This window comes from Pseudomonas sp. GW823-FHT02C02 (assembly GCF_058797635.1).
The window spans coordinates 1-19216 of sequence record NZ_JBXAJV010000005.1; the positions used below are offsets into that span (position 1 = coordinate 1).

General features: G+C 56.9%; 17 protein-coding genes. 6 read left to right on the forward strand and 11 right to left on the reverse strand.

The window, feature by feature from the left end; genetic code table 11:
- Window positions 1-461: 461 nt before the first annotated feature.
- A complete protein-coding gene (locus tag AC1ROI_RS09975) occupies window positions 462-1931 on the forward strand; it encodes a DUF2599 domain-containing protein (protein ID WP_256580122.1) in 1470 nt (489 codons plus the stop codon).
- A 61-nt stretch (window positions 1932-1992) separates the two neighbouring features.
- On the opposite strand, the gene AC1ROI_RS09980 is transcribed toward AC1ROI_RS09975, so the two are convergent.
- The 4 genes from AC1ROI_RS09980 to AC1ROI_RS09995 are packed head-to-tail and all read right to left on the reverse strand — an operon-like array spanning window position 1993 to window position 5443.
- Window positions 1993-3150 carry an osmoprotectant ABC transporter ATP-binding protein OsmV gene (locus AC1ROI_RS09980; protein WP_010463440.1) on the reverse strand — a complete coding sequence of 386 codons (1158 nt, stop codon included), beginning with the start codon at window positions 3148-3150 and terminating at the stop codon, window positions 1993-1995.
- Window positions 3147-3800: an ABC transporter permease gene (locus AC1ROI_RS09985; protein WP_010463438.1), complete on the reverse strand. Its 654-nt coding sequence runs from the start codon at window positions 3798-3800 to the stop codon at window positions 3147-3149. Before AC1ROI_RS09985 ends, AC1ROI_RS09980 begins: the two co-directional genes overlap by 4 nt.
- Before the next feature lie 12 nt (window positions 3801-3812).
- A complete protein-coding gene (locus AC1ROI_RS09990) occupies window positions 3813-4706 on the reverse strand; it encodes a glycine betaine ABC transporter substrate-binding protein (RefSeq protein ID WP_010463436.1) in 894 nt (297 codons plus the stop codon).
- A gap of 20 nt (window positions 4707-4726) precedes the next feature.
- The gene (locus tag AC1ROI_RS09995) at window positions 4727-5443 is read right to left on the reverse strand and encodes an ABC transporter permease (protein ID WP_010463434.1); all 717 of its coding nucleotides are present in this window, start codon (window positions 5441-5443) and stop codon (window positions 4727-4729) included.
- A gap of 364 nt (window positions 5444-5807) precedes the next feature.
- Between AC1ROI_RS09995 and AC1ROI_RS10000 the strand changes: the two genes are divergently transcribed.
- A complete protein-coding gene (locus AC1ROI_RS10000) occupies window positions 5808-7391 on the forward strand; it encodes a peptide chain release factor 3 (protein ID WP_010463432.1) in 1584 nt (527 codons plus the stop codon).
- Here the strand turns inward: AC1ROI_RS10000 and AC1ROI_RS10005 are convergent.
- Window positions 7388-7621 carry a hypothetical protein gene (locus tag AC1ROI_RS10005; protein WP_234452936.1) on the reverse strand — a complete coding sequence of 78 codons (234 nt, stop codon included), beginning with the start codon at window positions 7619-7621 and terminating at the stop codon, window positions 7388-7390. The two genes, AC1ROI_RS10000 and AC1ROI_RS10005, sit on opposite strands and share 4 nt — an antisense overlap.
- A 147-nt stretch (window positions 7622-7768) precedes the next feature.
- Here AC1ROI_RS10005 and AC1ROI_RS10010 point away from each other — a divergent pair, with 147 nt between their 5' ends.
- From AC1ROI_RS10010 to AC1ROI_RS10025, 4 genes are all read left to right on the forward strand, one after another.
- Window positions 7769-9154 (forward strand): DUF6002 family protein, encoded by a 1386-nt coding sequence (locus AC1ROI_RS10010; RefSeq protein WP_102594421.1) that lies wholly within the window; start codon window positions 7769-7771, stop codon window positions 9152-9154.
- 14 nt (window positions 9155-9168) lie between these two features.
- The gene (locus tag AC1ROI_RS10015; protein ID WP_224795487.1) at window positions 9169-10203 is read left to right on the forward strand and encodes a hypothetical protein; all 1035 of its coding nucleotides are present in this window, start codon (window positions 9169-9171) and stop codon (window positions 10201-10203) included.
- Window positions 10196-11380 carry an MFS transporter gene (locus AC1ROI_RS10020; RefSeq protein ID WP_010463424.1) on the forward strand — a complete coding sequence of 395 codons (1185 nt, stop codon included), beginning with the start codon at window positions 10196-10198 and terminating at the stop codon, window positions 11378-11380. Before AC1ROI_RS10015 ends, AC1ROI_RS10020 begins: the two co-directional genes overlap by 8 nt.
- A 179-nt stretch (window positions 11381-11559) precedes the next feature.
- Window positions 11560-11811: a hypothetical protein gene (locus tag AC1ROI_RS10025; protein WP_102594420.1), complete on the forward strand. Its 252-nt coding sequence runs from the start codon at window positions 11560-11562 to the stop codon at window positions 11809-11811.
- Window positions 11812-11988: 177 nt separating this feature from the next.
- Here the strand turns inward: AC1ROI_RS10025 and AC1ROI_RS10030 are convergent, their stop codons facing one another.
- The 6 genes from AC1ROI_RS10030 to AC1ROI_RS10055 all read right to left on the reverse strand — a co-directional run bounded on the left by AC1ROI_RS10030 (window position 11989) and on the right by AC1ROI_RS10055 (window position 19062).
- Window positions 11989-12969, reverse strand: coding sequence for a peptide ABC transporter ATP-binding protein (locus AC1ROI_RS10030; RefSeq protein WP_102594419.1), 981 nt, complete (start codon window positions 12967-12969; stop codon window positions 11989-11991).
- Window positions 12969-13937, reverse strand: coding sequence for an ABC transporter ATP-binding protein (locus AC1ROI_RS10035; protein ID WP_010463418.1), 969 nt, complete (start codon window positions 13935-13937; stop codon window positions 12969-12971). The genes AC1ROI_RS10030 and AC1ROI_RS10035 overlap by 1 nt, the downstream gene beginning before the upstream one ends.
- A gap of 10 nt (window positions 13938-13947) precedes the next feature.
- The gene (locus tag AC1ROI_RS10040; protein ID WP_371857861.1) at window positions 13948-14877 is read right to left on the reverse strand and encodes an ABC transporter permease subunit; all 930 of its coding nucleotides are present in this window, start codon (window positions 14875-14877) and stop codon (window positions 13948-13950) included.
- Window positions 14878-14884: 7 nt separating this feature from the next.
- The gene (locus AC1ROI_RS10045; RefSeq protein ID WP_038978933.1) at window positions 14885-15895 is read right to left on the reverse strand and encodes an ABC transporter permease subunit; all 1011 of its coding nucleotides are present in this window, start codon (window positions 15893-15895) and stop codon (window positions 14885-14887) included.
- A gap of 74 nt (window positions 15896-15969) precedes the next feature.
- Window positions 15970-17565, reverse strand: a complete 1596-nt coding sequence (locus AC1ROI_RS10050) for an ABC transporter substrate-binding protein (RefSeq protein WP_102594418.1) — start codon at window positions 17563-17565, stop codon at window positions 15970-15972.
- A gap of 78 nt (window positions 17566-17643) precedes the next feature.
- Window positions 17644-19062 carry an OprD family porin gene (locus AC1ROI_RS10055; protein WP_102594417.1) on the reverse strand — a complete coding sequence of 473 codons (1419 nt, stop codon included), beginning with the start codon at window positions 19060-19062 and terminating at the stop codon, window positions 17644-17646.
- Between the last annotated feature and the right edge of the window lie 154 nt (window positions 19063-19216).

Sequence of the window (19216 nt, forward strand, 5' to 3'; positions counted from 1 at the left end):
GATTTTCGATTAAGTCGGTGTTTTTTGAACCTCAGACAGCGAGGCCGTTAAAAACGGCTGCTTACTTCAGACCTTCCTTAGGTACTTGCCCAAACACCGGTAACTCTCTAATTGTTGAGTTATCTTCATGCGGATCCCCTCCACGGAAACAAATTGAGCACCGCATAAGTAATGATCGTTTGAATATCTCTCTATAGTCGAAAAGGTAATCTAAACTTTCCGGGTGTTTCGAAAATGATATTAAAAACTACTGTAACCTGTTATTTGTGTCAGTAGATCGCTCTCCTCATCTATCCGATACTCGAGATCGAAAGTGAGTTGAAAATTTCGGTCGAATGGAATTCGCTCGTACGGTCATAGATGCATTGCCATTATTAGGGTGAGTACTTCCCTGCGCGTTTTAGTGTGTCGGATTTCGCACGTGTCTTGCGTTTTCCTAAATAACGCAATGGGAGACTAATGTGTTTAATAATGTATTGTTAAAAGGGGCGCGCGTCACTTTGATGGTAGGAGTTGCCGCTGGCTCTCCTCTCTTGCAAGCAAGTCCCGGCACAGATGCGGCAACGCTGATGGAGTATTGGTATCGTCTTACCGCCAGGGATTGTGGCAGCGGAAGGCTTGCATCTGACTGTTCCGGATTGATTCTTCGGGGGACGGACAGCAAAAAAGTATTCCGTCCATGGAATGCTGGTCCGAACTCGCATAACGCTGAGGCGGGTGGCAACGGTGTTGTTTCCAATGGTGGCGTGTCTGCTTCCTATCTGCGCAAGGATGCGGAATACGATGGTCTGGGTTTGCTTAAGTATAATGGTTTTGCTTTGATACCTAATGATTTTATAAATGAAAATGACCAATTCAAAGTCACAGTGCTTTGTGCGTTTCCTATTGATGCCTGGACTTATAATCGAAACAATAAAGGGTGTGGTGATTATTTTCAGGATGGCGACATCAATAATACCGTTGGTGTTAAAGAGGATTATTGTCAAAAGCTTAAGATCAGTAGCGCCTCGGGCTGGATGGCGTATTTTGATCGTCAGACCAAGGATCCAGATCCTATCAAGGCTCATCGATTTCAATGTGGGTTCGATACGACCGCAGATTATTTTGGAACGTTCAATAAGGCGGATGCTTTTAATGCCTTTATTGAAGGGCGGAAATTGATAGCCCATGATCCTGAAGAAAAAATCAGAGCTCAAACCACTCAAACGGAGTTGCGACTGCGCGTTTGGCCTGACGATAATTTTTGGAAAAGAGACTGGAACCTCAACAGGACCCATTTTGATTCTCCCGACCCAGATGATACAAACCCGGCGACAGTTGCAAATCAGGTATTTAAGGCACTGCCTATCGCAGCATTTATCTATACCGGTGGCATCGACTTCGTTGAGACGAATGGCAAAAGCTTCGCGGGTCGCGCGCTCGCTCAGGATGACCAGCGTAGATGGAACGAGGAGATTCCATCTGGTAAAGGCGGCTGGAAACCAGTCATAAAAGTACAAATGCCGCGCACGATCGTCGAGGATGCCAAATTTGCCTATTACCCGGGCGATCAGGTCGTTGCACCGCCGGTCGACAATCGGTCCTGTGACAAATACATCGAGAAGGCTGTGTGGATTGACGACTACAAAGAGCCAGTGCTGGGAACCATCTCATCATTGACGGTGACACCAACCGAGTGCGGAAGGAAAGCCGGAGTGGGGAAAACAAATGTGGTATTTGCGGAATTAGCCAATCTGGCGGCTAACAATTCCAGTAAGGAATGGAATTTCGATCACATCGGCAGCACCATGCGCCGTCAACTCGCCTGTCATCTTGATTCCCCTGACATCGCCGCGAACAAGGCGACCTGGAGCCTTGAACCGCGTCGCCCGTACGTCGCTCATGAGGTAATAATGGAGCTGCAGGGTGACAATAAATGCAACCCTCACTAAGACGTTGAAAGCGGCGTCCATATCGCCGCCTGGTTATCAAACAGGCGGCGACAGATTAGGGTCAGGCCAGCGCAGTCTCGGCCGGCGAAACGATGCTGGTCTTGCCCCCACGGGACTTGCCGGAACTCAGGTACTCGGCAATCGATTCCTGAGTCACTTCCCCCAGGAACACCCGCTCCGCATCCATCACCGGCAACCACGAGCGGTTGAACTCGTACATGCGCGACAGCAGGATGCGCAAATGCTCGTCAAACGCCGCCGTGGCGTTGAACTCACGCAAGTACTGCGCGCAAGTCCCTGTCTGACGGTGCAGGTCGCGACGTCGTACATAACCCAGCGCCTTGTTCTCACCATCGGTGACCACCACATAGCGACGGTCCAGTTCGTCCATCAACTCCAGGGCCTCGGCCACTGGGGTTTCCGGACTCACCGACGGTGCGTTATCCGCCGCGTCCTCGGCTTTCACCAACAACAGACGCTTGAGGGTGCTGTCCTGGCCAACGAAGTTGCTGACAAAGTCATCCGCCGGGTGCGCCAGCAGCGTGTCCGGGTGATCGATCTGCAGCAGCTTGCCAGCGCGGAAGATTGCAATCTTGTCGCCCAGCTTGATCGCTTCGTCGATGTCGTGGCTGACCATGATCACGGTCTTGTTCAGCGCCCGTTGCATCTCGAAGAACTCGTTCTGGATCATCTCGCGATTGATCGGGTCGACCGCGCCGAAGGGTTCGTCCATAAGCAACAACGGCGCGTCGGCCGCCAGTGCCCGAATCACACCGATCCGCTGCTGCTGACCGCCGGACAACTCACGCGGGTAGCGATTCAGGTACTGCTTGGGTTCCAGCTTGATCATGCTCATCAACTCGCGGGCGCGGTCGTGGCATTTCTGTTTGTCCCAGCCCAACAGGCGCGGAACGATGGTGATGTTTTCCTCGATGGTCATGTTCGGGAACAGGCCGATCTGCTGGATCACATAACCGATGTTACGGCGCAAGGTCACGGCGTCGAGGTCGGTGGTGTCTTCGCCGTTGATCAGGATCTTGCCCGAGGTCGGCTTGATCAAGCGGTTGATCATTTTCAGCGTGGTGCTTTTGCCGCAGCCCGATGGCCCGAGGAATACGCAGATTTCGCCTTCATTGACGGTCAGGCTTACCGAGTCCACGGCTTTCACATCTTTGCCGTTGCTTTGGAAGGTCTTGCTGAGGTTTTGAAGTTCGATCATTTGAGCAGTCCTTTTGGAGTCAGCGTGCGTTGCAGCCATTGCAGAAGCAGGTCGGCGAAGATGGCCAGGAGACTGACCAGCACGGCGCCGACGATCAGCATCGACATATCGCTGCGGCTGATTGAAGCGAGAATAAGTACACCGAGGCCACCGGCACCGATGGTCGCGGCGATGGTCATGACACCAATGTTCATGACCACGGCGGTGCGCACACCGGCGAGGATCACCGGCACGGCGATGGGCAGTTCGACCATGCGCAGGCGCTGGCCGAAGGTCATGCCGATGCCACGGGCGGCTTCGCGAATGCCCGGTTCGACGCCGGTCAGCGCCAGGTAGGTGTTACGCATGATCGGCAGCAGCGAGTACAAAAACACCGCCGTGATTGCCGGCATCGGACCGAGGCCCTGGCCGAATTTCGAGTAGAACGGCAGCAACAGGCCAAACAGCGCAATCGACGGCACGGTCAGCAGCACCGTGGCGCTGGCTTGCAGCGGGCCGGCGAGGGTCGGGAAGCGCGTCATCAGCACGCCCAACGGCACGCCCACGAGGATCGCCAATGTCACGGCGATGCCGACCAGGGTGATGTGCTGCCAGGTCAGGTGCAGCACCAGCGGCCAGTCGAGATGGGAAAAGGCGTTCAGAAATTCCATGTCTTTTCCTCCTCAGTTCAAGGGATGCTGGCGCAGAAAGTCTGCGGCAACGGATGAAGGGCTTTCGTGATCGACATCGACCCGCGCGTTGAGCTGGCGCATGGTGGCGTCGTCGAACAGTTCAGCCAGCGGCTTTATTTCTTCCGCCAGTTTTGGATGGGCGTCGAGGTAGTCCTGACGCACCACGGGCGCGGCGGTGTAGTCCGGGAAGTAGTGCTTGTCGTCTTCGAGCAGTTTGAGCTTGAAGGCGTTCAAGCGACCGTCGGTGGTGTAGACCAGACCGGCAAACACTTGGCCATTGCGCAGGGCGGTGTAAACCAAACCGGCATCCATCTGCCGAATGTTCTTGCGGGACAGGTTCATGCCGTAGAGATCGACCATGCCGTCCAGACCGTCGGAACGGTTGGCGAACTCGGTATCCAGCGCCACCAGATGATTGGTCTTGGCCTCAGCCTGCAGCACCGTGTTCAGCTCGCTGATGGTGTTGATCTGCGGGTAAGCCTTCGCGGTGGTTTCCGGCAGGGCCAGGGCGTAGGTGTTGCTGAATTTCGACGGAGTCAGCCAGATCAGGCCTTTTTTCGCGTCGAGTTCCTTCACCTTGGCGTAGGACTGCGCACTGTCGAGCTTCTCGGTGATGTGGTTGTAAGCCACCAGCGAGACGCCGGTGTATTCCCACATCAAATCCAGCTGACCACTTTCGTGGGCGCTACGGGCCAGGTTGCTGCCCAGACCGCCGGTCACCTGAGTGTCGTAACCCTTGGTGCGCAGGTATTGGGAGGTGATTTCCGCCAGCAGGGTTTGTTCGGTGAACACCCGGGCGCCGATGCGGATGACCGGTTTTTCTGCGGCTTGGGCGATTCCTGCGAACAGCAGGGCGCAGCCTAGAAACAAGCATATTTTTTTCATGAGATTTCCTTTGCCGAGGCTTAAGACGGGCGCAAGCCGCGTTCGAGCCAGAGGCGGCTGGCGAGTGTCACCAGGCCGTCGAGCAGCAAGGCCAGCAGGGCGGTGCAGGCCGCGCCGAGCAGCAGTTGCGGCTGATTGTTCAAGGCGATGCCAGGGAAAATCAGGCTGCCCAGGCTGTTGGCGCCGATCAGGAACGCCAGCGGTGCCGTCCCGACGTTGATCGCCAAGGCCACGCGCACGCCGCCGATGATGATCGGTACAGCGTTCGGCAGTTCGACCCGCCACAGCACTTGCGTCGGTGTCATGCCGATGCCGACGGCCGCTTCCTTGAGGGAACCCTGAACGTTTTTCAGGCCTTCATAGGTGTTGCGCACAATCGGCAACAGCGAGGCGAGGAACAGCGCGAAGATCGCGGGGCCGCTGCCGATGCCGAGGATCCCCAGGGCGATGGCCAGTACGGCAAGAGGCGGCACGGTGTTGCCGATGTTGAAGATCTGCATGAAGCGTTCAGCGCGGCCCACCATGCTCGGGCGGCTGAGGAAGATACCGGCGGGGATGCCCACAACGAGGGCGGCCAGCATGGAGACAAGGACGAGGATCAAGTGAGCTTGCAGGTAAAACAACAAATCGTCGCGGTAATGTTCGATCGTGTTGATGCCAATCCAGTGGACCAGCAGGGCCAGGAGAGCGACGACAACCGCACCTCCTATCAGCCCCTTGCCATAGCGAATAGCCACAGGCGGACTCCTTTTTTCTTTGTCGGCGAACGCAGTCCCGTGTGGCATGCCATTCCTGGCTGCCGGGAAAAACAACGTTCGCGAGAAGCAGCTCTTCATGCTGATGCAACCGCATGAGATCGAGCCATAAGCGCAGCCTCGTCAGGCTAACTTGCAGGTTTTTCAAACCCTGCTACGAGAGCTGTAACAGGGCAGTGGACGTCTACACCTTTTAAAAGGTTCCATAATTAGCAGCAATTAGCCACCCTTGATCTCCCTTTGGACCTGTCGATCGCCATGGGCGAGAGGGCGAACGGTGGTCCGTGACGGTCGGTTTGCGCTATACTCGCCGCCCTTTTTTGAATCACCTGCCAGGCGATTTCCCATGACCAAACAGGCCGCCGAAGTCGCGAAACGCCGCACTTTCGCCATTATTTCCCACCCCGATGCCGGTAAAACCACCATCACCGAGAAGCTCTTGCTGATGGGCAAGGCGATTGCGATTGCGGGCACGGTGAAATCCCGTAAATCCGACCGCCATGCCACCTCCGACTGGATGGAAATGGAAAAGCAGCGTGGTATCTCGATTACCACGTCGGTCATGCAGTTCCCGTATCGCGATCACATGATCAACCTGCTCGACACCCCGGGCCACGAAGACTTCTCCGAAGATACGTACCGCACCCTGACAGCGGTGGACTCGGCCTTGATGGTCCTCGACGGCGGTAAGGGTGTAGAGCCTCGGACCATCGCGCTGATGGACGTCTGCCGTCTGCGTGACACGCCGATCGTCAGCTTCATCAACAAACTCGACCGTGACATCCGCGACCCGATCGAACTGCTAGACGAAATCGAAGCGGTCCTGAAGATCAAGGCGGCGCCGATCACCTGGCCGATCGGTTGCTACCGTGACTTCAAGGGCGTTTATCACCTCGCCGACGATTACATCATCGTGTACACCGCGGGCCACGGCCACGAGCGCACCGATGTCAAAATTATCGAGAAGCTCGACTCCGACGAAGCTCGCGCGCACTTGGGCGATGAATACGATCGCTTTGTCGATCAGCTGGAACTGGTGCAGGGCGCCTGTCACGAATTCAATCAACAGGAATTCCTCGACGGTCAGCTGACGCCGGTGTTCTTCGGTACTGCCCTGGGCAACTTCGGTGTCGATCACGTGCTCGATGCCGTGGTCAACTGGGCGCCGAAACCGTTGGCCCGTGTTGCCAACGAGCGTACCGTCGAGCCAGTCGAAGAGAAATTCACCGGCTTCGTGTTCAAGATCCAGGCGAACATGGACCCTAAACACCGCGACCGTATCGCGTTCATGCGTATCTGCTCCGGCAAGTACGAAAAAGGCATGAAGATGCGCCACGTGCGCACCGGCAAGGACGTGCGGATCGGCGACGCGCTGACCTTCTTCTCCTCCGAGCGCGAGCAACTGGAAGAAGCGTTTGCCGGCGATATCATCGGCCTGCACAACCACGGCACCATCCAGATCGGCGACACCTTCACCGAAGGCGAAGCCCTGAGCTTCACCGGTATCCCGCACTTCGCCCCGGAACTGTTCCGTCGCGTGCGCCTGCGTGATCCGCTGAAATCCAAGCAACTGCGTCAAGGCTTGCAGCAATTGGCGGAAGAGGGCGCCACCCAGGTGTTCTTCCCCGAGCGCAGCAACGACATCATCCTCGGCGCCGTCGGTGTGCTGCAGTTCGATGTGGTGGCCAGCCGCTTGAAAGAGGAATACAAGGTCGAGTGCTCTTACGAGCCGATCACCGTCTATTCCGCTCGCTGGATCGATTGCGACGATAAGAAGAAATTCGAGGAGTTCCGGGTCAAGGCCGTGGAAAACCTGGCGGTCGATGGCGGTGGTCACCTGACGTACCTGGCGCCGACCCGGGTCAACCTGGCGTTGATGGAAGAGCGCTGGCCGGACGTGAAATTCCGTGCGACGCGTGAGCATCATTAAACGCTGAGTTGCAAAATCAAAAGCCCCGGTCGCGAAAGCGCCGGGGCTTTTTCATGCCCGACACAATTCCCTGTGGGGGCGAGCCGGCTCGCGATGGTGGTCAGGACGCCACGGGTTATCAGGCGGCCCGCATTCTCGTTGACGTCTTTCGCGAGTGCTGGCCGGACGTGAAATTCCGCAAGGCGGGCGAACATCATCAAGCGATGAGTCAGTACGCGTACGTCAGGCATTTCTGTAGGCGTTTTTACGGAGTTCTGTAGCTGGGCTCTGCTTTTTACTTCTCTAGTCTTTTACGCGAGACATGGAAGTCGTTGACGTCTAGCTTTCGGTGGACATTTCGCAAGTAGCGACTTTCCACGAGCAGGAGCACAAGACAAATGGACGTAATGAAAACCGATGCGGCTGCACTGACAACCCAACGACCTCTGACTCCCATTTCTGTCATCGAACGTTACTACGATCTGATCGTCAGCAGTGCTCCCTGTTTCGAAGTCAGCATCCGTGACGACGCTTTTGAGCCTTCCATGAAGCTGCCCGAAATGGAGCCGCGAATGCAGGCCTTCCTTTCTGTCGCCACTGCGCAATTTTTTGAGATGGGCCGTTACCGAGGTATGCCGTTGCGTTTGTTCGACCTGAGGCAAAACGCAAATACTCAAACCACAAAGACCTTTGCCTCGACGCTGATCGTTGCGCGCGCCATTCGCCATATTCAGGATACCGGCGACAGTATTGTGTTGTTTTCCCCCTCATCCGGAAACAAAGCCATCGCTCTACGTGATGCGGTTCTACGGGCACTTAAAAACAAGCTGGTCCACCCAGAGCAGTTACGCATTGTCACGCTGACGCCTGCCCTGACGACTGAAAAGTTGCGTAGATCCGAACTTTACGACGATCCTCGATTGCGTGCTTTGAATCCTGTGTTCGTGCTGGGTACTGAGTCGCCGGAAGCAGTAAAGGTTGTTGGTCAACAGTTCAAGGATCTCTTCAATCGTCGTCCATTGGGTGATTCGAAGTTGTGGCATTCCCTCCGGCTCGAGAACTACCGGTTTTCTGATCAAGCCCGGGCTTTTTTTGATTTTGAGTATGGTGACGCCTGGGACACTGACCGCAAGACCGTGCATGTGCATGCTGTGTCGAGTGCTTATGGTCTTCTGGGATATTGCTCAGGTGTGGACGTGATGAAGCGTCACGGGACACAGGTTTCCACTCCGTCATTTTTGTTGGTTCAACATCTCGCAACCAGCGACATGGTTCTGCACTTGCTCGACGGAAATTTTGAGGGTGCTTCTGCTCCACGCTATAAGCAGGGGGCCGACGGTTTATGGGTGCAGTCGGAGTCTGCGCACTTTCCTGCCACAACATGGAGTCCAGACGAAGTACTCGAACACACTTTTTATACACACCTGCCACCTACCGCAGTGGAAATGACTGCGCGGGTCAGGGCCAATGGCGGCTCGGGGATAGTCGTTTCGCTTCATGAGTGCATGCAGCGCTACAGTGAATGCGCTCAATTTCTCGCGAATACGCCCGTCAGCTTGCCAGCCGATCCTCGTGATCTGAAAGAGTGGTCATTGGTGATGGCCATGACAGGTTGCCTGAATGCAATTGATCGACAACTACTTGAGGGTATGGACGGTTGCACCATCCACGCGTCGGGCACCTATTGCGGGCGGGATTTTGAAGGCATTCCCACAGAGGGTTTGTCTTTTATTGATAGTGCTGAAGAGATGATGGAGATCCTTCGCAGCCCTTGTAATCCATGAGCTTTGATCCTCACGTGATCAGCAAAGCGCTCTGCCATTTTCGCGTCTATCGGGGCGACTCCAGAGCTGGAGAATCGGCATGCCTGGTTTATGCAGGAGTGGCGGAAGGTTTGGTTTATATCGCACCGTTTGTGGCGCAGTGTTTTTTTGAGAAGTCGTATATAGAGCAGGAAGGAACTCTGGAGTGGCACCAGCTTGAGGGTTTCATAAAGCAGGATCAAACCGACTTGTACTTGTTGATGGCTCCCTTGGAGGTCATTCAGCAATACCGGCAGCCTGGCGATATTGTTGGCGTGAGCAGGATTCACCAGCAAGTTGATGTTTCAGCTGGATGGCAGCAGGTACTGAGCCAATTCTCCCATCGAGAAAACAAGCGTCGCACTCAATTGGCCGGACAAGGTTTTGATTTCGATGTGTCGTTTGAAGATAAAGACTTCTTTGCGTTCTATCGGTCGATGCACGTCCCGACAATGAGCGCCCGTTACGGGTGTTTTGCGCGAAGCGTGCCGGAGCAAGTGGCTTATCTCGACTTATTTAAACAAGGCGTTTTGTTTCGAGTTCATTTAAAGGGTGAGTGGGTGGCGGGCAGTATTTCCCAGATTAATGAATCGACACGCACCTTGAATGCGCGGTTGATCGGAGTGAAGGAGGGAGCCGCCGTCTACCGGGCCAATGGAGCGCAGAATTATGTCTACCACGCGATCCTTGAGTGGGCATCCGACCATCCAGCGATTGACTGTGTCGACTTCCAGGGCTGCGAGCCATTTCTGAGCAAAGGAACATTCCAGTACAAGAAACGCTTTGGGACGACGGCAGTTGTTCCTGAAAACGCATTCGGTCAATGGCGGTTGTTGATTCGAACAAGGGCGCTTTGTGTGTCCACCAGACACTTTCTGATCAATAACCCTTTACTGGGTCTGGATGCCGAGGGGCGGTTACAAGCGCAATATTTTTTTGATGCAGAGCATGAGGTTCGCTCGGATATTCCTTTCGCTTCAAAGGGCATCCAAAGCGAAGTAAGGCGCAACCTGGATCAATGGGATGACTGATCGGTACATTTACCCGATTCGGCTCAGTGGCTATTTCTGCCCAATGGCCTGGGTGCTTGCTGCGTTGATTTTTATCAGCCGTTTGAGCGCCATGGTGAAGCTGTTCATGGCGTTGTACCTGCGTCAGGCGTTGGCGTTGCCGATTGAAACCGTTGGATGGTTGTTGTCCGGGTACGGAGCCGGCTTGTTGATAGGGTCGATGGGGGGAGGACTGCTGAGTGAGCATTTCCCGACGGCTCGACTCACTGCCGCGCTGTTTTTTGTTTCAGCGTGGATTTTGGTCTTGTTGGGACTGGTTACAGATGTGCTTTTGTTGGCAGGTCTGCTTCTGTTTAGCGGGGTACTTGATGGTGCGATTCGCACCCTTCATCAGCGGTTGATCATGGAGTATTGCGAGGTTGCACAGCGGACTCGCTCGCAGTCATTGAACCGTGTTGCCAGCAATTTGGGCATGGCAGTTGCCGGAGTGGTGGGTGGCGTCCTGGCGCAGACGGATTTTCGTTGGGTATTTTTTCTCAGTGCCGCCATGTCTCTGCTGGCCTTGGTCTGGTTTGTTCGGGCGACACATCAGCGAGATATTCTGAGGCAGGATGAGGACTCCGAGGGGGCTTCAGGTTCTTGCGTACCGTATCGCGACAAGCCTTTCCTCTGGCTGTTGGGGGCCTCAGTCTTGCTCGGTCTTGCCTTTGAGCCGGTCTACAGCATGTTGGGCAACTATTTACTTGATTACTATCGGTTGGGTGCTGAAGTCATTGGTTGGCAATTTGCGCTCAACGCAGTGCTGGTGGTGGTACTGCAAATCCCGATATCTCATTGGAGCGAGCAATGGAGCGCACGCTGGCGGCTGCTGGCAGGCAGCATTTTGCTGGCCTGCGGGCTTGGCATGTTGCCCTTGGGCGCCGGTGTGTTTTATCTCTGCCTCTCGACCGCTATCTGGACGCTTGGCGAAATTCTCTTCATGCCTACTTTGAACGTGATGGTCATGAAGCGCGCACAAGCGGGTAAAAGCGGGCACTACTTTGGTCTTTTCTCAATGTGTTGGAGCGCGAGTGTGCTGCTTTCTCCGACGCTTGGAGGCCACCTTTATGGCTACTTTGGTGGGCATAGTGTCTGGCTTGGGTGTGCGGCCTTGGCGATCATGTCCATGCCACTGGTTTGCCAGGCAACTCGCAAATAGCTCGCGTAATTTAGCTGATCTGGTTATAGGCATTATTCAAATCCGTTCTCCCCACCCACTGCATTTCCCGCGCATCGTTAGAGTCCTATCTGGAGAACCCAACCCGCCCCATCGGGACCGGATGTCTACCAGTGCCGTCGGGCCACCACGTTTCACCTGCGATAAGGATGGAATCAGCCATGAGCATTTTTCAACGCATTGTGTTGTTGCTGAAAGTTTGGGTACTGCTGTTGGTTGGCATGTCAGCGGCCTGGGCGGAATGCCCGGACCATCGTGAGCAGGCTTCGAGTGGGCAGGTGACGAACACTGGGCTGATGATCGCCGCGTCCGAGTCGGAGCCAGGCGACCAAGGGCAGGGCGGCAGTGCGGACGACGATGATTCGACCACTGATGAACCGGACAGCGATGATGAAGGCGACAGCCAGACATAAACCGCAGGCAAATGAAAACCCCTTCTGTCCCGGCTGATGCGCAGCCGGGGCAGAAAGGGTTATTGAACAGCTCACCTATTGCTGTGGGAGCGAGCCTGCTCGCGAAAGCGGCGTGTCAGTCGACATTGATGTTGACTGGGTTAACGCCTTCGCGAGCAGGCTCGCTCCCACATTTTTTTATGCCGCGCCGTCGAGGAACTGCTCGGCGTAGTGGCAAGCCACCTGACGGCTGTCGAGCAGGCGCAGGGCCGGCTCTTCGGTGCTGCAGCGCTCGGTCGCGTAAGGGCAGCGCTTGTGGAATGCGCAGCCGGACGGCGGGTTCAGCGGGTTGGGCAGTTCGCCGACGATCTTGATCTTCGGCTTGTTCGGGTCCGGGTGAATGGTCGGGGTGGCCGACAGCAGCGCCTGGGTGTACGGGTGCAGAGGACGCTCGTAGATGTCGTTCTTCGGACCCATTTCCACCGGGCGGCCGAGGTACATCACCATCACGTCATCGGCGACGTGTTGAACCACCGCCAGGTTGTGGGAGATGAACACGTAGGCGGTGTTGAACTCTTGCTGCAAATCCATGAACAGGTTGAGCACCTGCGCCTGAATCGATACGTCCAGCGCCGAGGTCGGTTCGTCCGCGACCAGCACTTTCGGTTGCAGCATCATCGCGCGAGCGAGGGCGATCCGCTGGCGCTGACCGCCGGAGAACATGTGCGGATAACGCTGATAGTGCTCAGGACGCAAGCCTACCTGCTTCATCATCGCCTGTACTTTCTCGCGACGTTCCGAGGCGCTCAGGCTGGTGTTGATCAGCAGCGGCTCGGCGAGTTGATCACCGACTTTCTGCCGAGGGTTCAACGAGGCGTAAGGGCTCTGGAACACCATCTGCACGTCTTTGCGTAACTGCTTGCGCTGGGACTTGTCGGCGCCGGCGACTTCCTGCCCGGCGATTTTCAAGGAGCCGGAGGAGGGCTCTTCGATCAGCGTCAGGGCGCGGGCCAGGGTGGATTTGCCGCAGCCCGACTCACCTACAACGGCGAGGGTCTTGCCGGCTTCCAGTTCGAACGACACGCCGTTCAGGGCGCGCACGGTCGCATGGCCCTTGAACAGGCCACGGGACACTTCGTAGTGACGGGTCAGGTCGCGGGCGGTAAGTACGACGGCCATTACGCCACCTCCTGATTCAGCGGGTAGAAGCAGCGGGCGAGGCTGTTGCTTTTCGGGTCCAGGGCTGGACGCTGGGCGCGGCAGCTGTCTTGCACATACGGGCAGCGTGGCGACAGCAGGCAACCCTGCGGACGGTCATAGCGACCGGGAACAATGCCCGGCAACGTGGCCAGGCGCGTGGCACCCAGGCTGTGTTCCGGAATCGCCTTGAGCAGCGCTTCGCTGTAAGGGTGTGCCGGAATGTCGAACAACTGAGGAACCTGACCCACTTCAACCGCCTGGCCGGCGTACATCACGCACACACGCTGAGCGGTTTCGGCCACGACCGCGAGGTCGTGCGTGATCAGCACCAGGCCCATGTTCTGCTCTTTCTGCAACGCCAGCAGCAGGTCCATGATCTGCGCCTGGATCGTTACGTCCAATGCCGTGGTCGGTTCGTCGGCGATCAGCAGTTTCGGTTCGCCGGCAATCGCCATGGCGATCGCAACACGCTGGCTCATACCGCCGGAAAGCTGATGCGGGTAGGCGTCCATACGACTGGCGGCGCCCGGGATTTCCACTTTTTCCAGCAGTTCGATGGCGCGTGCGCGGGCCTGCTTGCCGGACATTTTCAGGTGCAGGCGCAGCACTTCTTCAATCTGGAAGCCGACGGTGTAGCTCGGGTTCAGCGCGGTCATCGGGTCCTGGAAGACCATGGCCAGGTCTTTGCCGACGATTTGCCGACGCTGACGGTTGCTGAGCTTGAGCATGTTCTTGCCGTCGAAATTCAGCGCGTCGGCGGTGACGATCCCCGGGTGCTCGATCAAGCCCATCAGCGCCATCATGGTCACGGATTTACCGGAACCCGACTCGCCAACGATGGCCAGGACTTCGCCCTTGTCCACGGTAATGTCGAGCCCGTCGACCACCGGAACCGCGTTCTTGTCGCCGAAGCGAACGTTGAGATTCTTGATTTCTAACAGTGACATTTGAATCTCCTCAGGCGGCGTTCTTGAGTTTCGGGTCCAGCGCATCGCGCAGACCGTCGCCCATCAAGTTGATTGCCAGCACGCTGAGCAAAATGGTCAAACCAGGCAGACTTACCACCCACCAGGCGCGTTCGATGTAGTCGCGAGCCGAAGCCAGCATGGTGCCCCACTCAGGGGTTGGCGGTTGTACGCCAAGGCCGAGGAAGCCCAGTGCCGCGGCATCGAGAATCGCCGAAGAGAAACTCAGGGTGGCCTGAACGATCAGCGGCGCCATGCAGTTGGGCAGCACGGTGACGAACATCAGGCGTGGCAGACCGGCACCGGCCAGGCGCGCGGCGGTCACATAGTCGCGGTTCAATTCGCCCATCACCGCAGCGCGGGTCAGACGAACATAGGACGGCAACGAAACCACGGCGATGGCAATAATGGTGTTGATCAAGCCAGGGCCGAGGATGGCGACAATCGCCACCGCCAGCAGCAGGGACGGCAGGGCCAGCATGATGTCCATCAGACGCATGATGGTCGGGCCGAGCAGTTTCGGGAAGAAGCCGGCGAACAGGCCCAGAAGGATGCCCGGAATCAGCGACATCACCACCGACGACAAGCCGATCAGCAGGGACAGGCGCGAACCGTTGATCAGGCGCGACAGCAGGTCGCGACCCAGTTCATCGGTGCCGAGCAGGAACTGGATCTGCCCGCCCTCCAGCCAGGACGGCGGGGTCAACAGGAAGTCACGGTATTGCTCGCTCGGGTTATGCGGAGCAACCCACGGCGCGAAAATCGCGCAGAAAATCACCAGCAGCATGAACATCAGGCCGGCAACGGCGCCTTTGTTCTTGGAAAACGCTTGCCAGAATTCTTTGTAAGGGGACGGGTACAGCAGGCTTTGATCGACTGTTACCGTTTGATTTTGAGTTGAAGCTGGAGTGGTCATGGTCATGATGATCTCAGCGCTGGTGACGAATGCGTGGGTTGGCAAAGCCGTAGAGGACGTCCACGACGAAGTTCACCAGAATCACCAGGCAGGCGATTAACAGGATGCCGTTCTGCACCACGGGATAGTCCCGTGCGCCAATGGCTTCGATCAGCCATTTGCCGATGCCGGGCCAGGAGAAGATGGTTTCGGTCAGAACCGCACCGGCCAGCAATGTGCCGACTTGCAGGCCGACCACGGTCAGTACCGGAATCAGCGCGTTGCGCAAGCCGTGAACAAAGACCACGCGCGACGGCGACAGGCCTTTGGCGCGGGCGGTACGGATGTAGTCTTCACGCAGCACTTCGAGCATCGACGAACGGGTCATCCGCGCAATCACCGCCAGCGGGATGGTGCCGAGCACGATGGCCGGCAGGATCAGGTGATGCAGGGCATCAAAGAACGCACCGACGTCATCGGCCAGCAGCGTGTCGATCAGCATGAAGCCGGTCCGCGGCTCGATGTCATAGAGCAGGTCGATCCGCCCGGACACCGGGGTCCAGCCCAGGGATACCGAGAAGAACATGATCAGGATCAGGCCCCACCAGAAGATCGGCATCGAGTATCCCGCCAGGGAGATGCCCATCACCCCATGGTCGAACAGGGATCCTCGCTTGAGTGCCGCGATCACCCCGGCCAGGAGGCCCAGGATGCCGGCGAACAACAGCGCGGCCATGGACAGTTCCAGGGTCGCGGGGAATAGAGAGCTGAACTCGGTCCAGACACTTTCACGGGTACGCAGGGATTCGCCAAGGTCGCCGTGGGCCAACTTGCCGATGTAGTCCAGGTACTGGGCATACAGCGGTTTGTTCAGGCCAAGGCGTTCCATTGCCTGAGCGTGCATTTCGGGGTCGACCCGACGTTCGCCCATCATCACTTCCACGGGGTCGCCAGGAATCATGCGAATCAACGCGAAAGTCAGCAAGGTGATGCCGAAGAATGTGGGGATCAATAACCCCAATCGGCGGGCAATAAAACTAAACATCTTGTGGTGTACCTCATCAGCCGGTTAGGCGTGCCTGGTGTCCCTGGAGTCAGGGACACCGGGAGTTTTCTTATCTACTTCACCTGGGTGGTGGCGAAGTTATTAGTGGTGAGGGGGCTAATGTGATAGCCCTCTACGTTGTTGCGCATTGCGGTGAACATTCTAGTGTGCGCCATGCTGATCCATGGCTGGTCCTGGTTAAAAATAACCTGAGCCTGTTCGTACAGCGCTGCCCGCTCGGCCGGATCGGTTTTTTCCCGGGCCTGGTCGATCAGTGCCTGGAACTTGTCATTGCACCAGCGCGCATAGTTTTCGCCGTTCTTCGCGGCTTCGCAACTGAGCATAGGCGTCAGGAAGTTATCCGGGTCGCCGTTGTCGCCCGCCCATCCGGCGGAAACCATATCGTGCTCGCCGTTTTTCGCGCGTTTGAGCATTTCGCCCCATTCCATCACGCGGATGTCGATCTTGATACCGACCTTGGCCAGGTCGGCCTGCATCATCTGCGCGCCGAGCATCGGGTTCGGGTTGGTTGGACCGCCGCCGTTGCGGGTGAACAGGGTGAAGGTGGTGCCTTCCGGTACGCCGGCTTCCTTGAGCAGGGCGCGGGCCTTGTCCAGGTCACGGGCCGGATTTTTCAGGCTGTGGTTGTAGCCCAGCAGCGTATCCGGGAACGGGTTGACCGCCACTGTTGCGTTGCCTTTGCCGAACAGCGCGTTGACATAAGCCGCCTTGTCGAACGCGATGTCGATGGCCTTACGCACACGCACATCGCTCATGTATTTGTGCGAGGTGTTCATGGCGATGTAGGAAACGGTCATCGCGTTCATCTCATCAACCTTCAGGTTGGTGTCTTTCTTGATGCTCGGGATGTCATCCGGTTTCGGATACAGCGCGACCTGGCACTCGTTGGCCTTGAGTTTTTGCAGGCGCACGTTGTTATCGGTGGCGATGGCCAGGATCAGCGCATCAGCCGGTGGCTTGCCACGGAAGTAGTCCGGGTTGGCCTTGAAGCGAACCTGCGCGTCCTTCGCGTAACGCTGGAAAATGAACGGGCCGGTGCCGACCGGTTTGTTGTTCAGGTCGCCGGTCTTGTTCGCCTTGAGCAGCTGGTCGGCGTACTCGGCGGAATAGATAGAGGAGAAGGCCATGGCGATGTCGGCCAGGAATGGCGCTTCGCGACGGGTCAGGGTGAATTTGACGGTGTTGTCGTCAACTTTCTCGACGCTTTTCAGCAGTTCCTTGAAGCCCATGCTTTCAAAGTACGGGAAGCCCACGCTCGACAGTTTGTGCCATGGGTGGTTCGGGTCCAGCTGACGCTGGAAACTCCAGACTACGTCGTCGGCGTTCATGTCGCGGGTCGGCTTGAAGTATTCGGTGGTGTGAAACTTGACGCCTTTACGCAGGTGGAACGTGTAGGTCAGACCGTCCTCGCTGATCTCCCAGGAGTCGGCCAGTGCCGGAATCACTTCAGTGGTGCCGGGCTTGAAGTCCGCCAGACGATTGAAGATGGTTTCGGCCACCGCATCGGCTGTGACTGCAGTCGTGTACTGGACCATGTCGAAGCCTTCCGGACTGGCTTCGGTGCAGACCACCAGGGGTTTGGCCGAGACGCCAACAGCGACACTCAGCAACGCGGCTGCAATGGCCGCACGTAGGGGAAGCATTTTCATCAAGAACCCTCTGCAATCGGTTAAAGGACAAAAGCCGAACGGCCGATTCGTCACTGAATCAGCCGTTCGGCAGGTGTATTACAGAATGTTGAACGGGATGGTGGTCACGAGACGGAACTCGTTGAGGCTGCCATCCGCCTGGTTATCACTGGCGCGGTGAGCGGTGTAGGTCGCGCGGATAGCCGTGGCCTTGAGCGGGCCGCTCTGTACGGCGTACGAAGTACCAATGCCGTATTCATAGTGGGTTTCGCCGTCCATCGACTGCACGCCGTCGTAACCGCCGCCGGCATAGTGAGTACCGTCGATGCCCCAGCCACGAGCCTGGTAGATGTTGAACTTCAGGCCTGGAATGCCGTATTCAGCCATGTTCAGACCATATGCAATCTGGAAGGATTTTTCGTTCGGGCCGTTGAAGTCCGACAGCAGGGAGTTGGCCAGGTAGATGCCGTTGGTTTCGTGCAGGTAGTCGAAGTACTCGTTACCGTTCACTTCCTGGTACGAGAAGGTCAGGCTGTGGGCCTGGTGAGTCAGGCCCAACGACAGGGAGTAGGTGTCGTTGTCGATTTCGCCCAGCAGCTTTTTGCCTTCGTCGACGGTTTTGTAGTAATTCAGGCCGGTGGTCAGGCTCAGTACCGAGCTGTCACCCAGAACGTGGGTGGCGCCGAAGTAGTACTGGTTCCACAGGTCTTCGGCCTGGGTGCCCCACAGGCTGATGGTCAGGCTGGCGAACGGCGTGTAGGTGATACCGGCGGTGTTGACGTGATCGGCTTCAGCGGTACCGTCGCCGTATTCGGAACGGAATTTGCGCTGGCTCTGTTCGGTACGCGGCGAGTTACGGTCAAAGGTGGCGATGTCGAAAGTCAGGTTTTCCAACTCTTCGCTGTGCAGACTGACACCCTCGAAGCTCGAAGGCAGTGGACGGTTACCGATGACATCTACTTGCGGGCTGCTGAAGTTCTGGCGACCGGCAGTCAGTGTGGTATTGGAGAAACGCGCCTTGACGTTGGCCAGGCCCAGTTTGCTCCACTGATCAACAGCGTCACCGCCATTTTCAGTCAAAGTACGGTTGTTGCCACGGCCGCCACGACCTGGCTCGGGAGCACCACCGTTGCCGGATGCGAGGTCTTTGCGATCGCGGTCCAGAGCAATGGCGTTGTACGCCGCCACTTCGGTGCTGAAACCGACAGTACCCTCGGTGAAGCCCGAGTTGTACTTGATGATCGTGCCTTGAACCCAGTTGATTCGACGGTCAGTCGTACGAGTCTCACCATTTTTACGATAGTTGAGCGTCGCGCCCCGCTTGAACGACTCATTCGCATACCAGTTACGCGTGGAACCGGTGATCGATTGGCCTTCAACAAAGCCGGTGGCTTCGCTTTGGGCGCTTTTCTCTTTCACGGTAACCGGGGTGAAAGCCTGGCTTTGGGTTTCTGCGTAAGCCGAGGCGGTTACGCTGCTGATGGCCAGGGCCAATAACGCGGTGCTGCTCAGTTTCATGGGTGAAGCTCCTTACTTTCTTTTTTTTAATGCCGGTCTTTTTTGGTGATCCGGCTATTTGGTTTAGAACACATACAAGGCTTCGCAAACGTTTGCTTTATGCCGGATTGGCGAATTACGGCAATACGTTTGCGTGAGGGCGCAATGCGCCCCC

Coding starts and splice junctions, on each gene's coding strand:
- AC1ROI_RS09985 (WP_010463438.1), bottom strand. CDS start 3,800: ATGGAATTTCTGAACGCCTTTTCCCATCTCGACTGGCCGCTGGTGCTG.
- AC1ROI_RS09990 (WP_010463436.1), bottom strand. CDS start 4,706: ATGAAAAAAATATGCTTGTTTCTAGGCTGCGCCCTGCTGTTCGCAGGA.
- AC1ROI_RS10025 (WP_102594420.1), top strand. CDS start 11,560: ATGAGCATTTTTCAACGCATTGTGTTGTTGCTGAAAGTTTGGGTACTG.
- AC1ROI_RS10000 (WP_010463432.1), top strand. CDS start 5,808: ATGACCAAACAGGCCGCCGAAGTCGCGAAACGCCGCACTTTCGCCATT.
- AC1ROI_RS10040 (WP_371857861.1), bottom strand. CDS start 14,877: ATGACCATGACCACTCCAGCTTCAACTCAAAATCAAACGGTAACAGTC.
- AC1ROI_RS10050 (WP_102594418.1), bottom strand. CDS start 17,565: ATGAAAATGCTTCCCCTACGTGCGGCCATTGCAGCCGCGTTGCTGAGT.
- AC1ROI_RS09980 (WP_010463440.1), bottom strand. CDS start 3,150: ATGATCGAACTTCAAAACCTCAGCAAGACCTTCCAAAGCAACGGCAAA.
- AC1ROI_RS10030 (WP_102594419.1), bottom strand. CDS start 12,969: ATGGCCGTCGTACTTACCGCCCGCGACCTGACCCGTCACTACGAAGTG.
- AC1ROI_RS10035 (WP_010463418.1), bottom strand. CDS start 13,937: ATGTCACTGTTAGAAATCAAGAATCTCAACGTTCGCTTCGGCGACAAG.
- AC1ROI_RS10010 (WP_102594421.1), top strand. CDS start 7,769: ATGGACGTAATGAAAACCGATGCGGCTGCACTGACAACCCAACGACCT.
- AC1ROI_RS10045 (WP_038978933.1), bottom strand. CDS start 15,895: ATGTTTAGTTTTATTGCCCGCCGATTGGGGTTATTGATCCCCACATTC.
- AC1ROI_RS10020 (WP_010463424.1), top strand. CDS start 10,196: ATGACTGATCGGTACATTTACCCGATTCGGCTCAGTGGCTATTTCTGC.
- AC1ROI_RS10055 (WP_102594417.1), bottom strand. CDS start 19,062: ATGAAACTGAGCAGCACCGCGTTATTGGCCCTGGCCATCAGCAGCGTA.
- AC1ROI_RS10005 (WP_234452936.1), bottom strand. CDS start 7,621: ATGCCTGACGTACGCGTACTGACTCATCGCTTGATGATGTTCGCCCGC.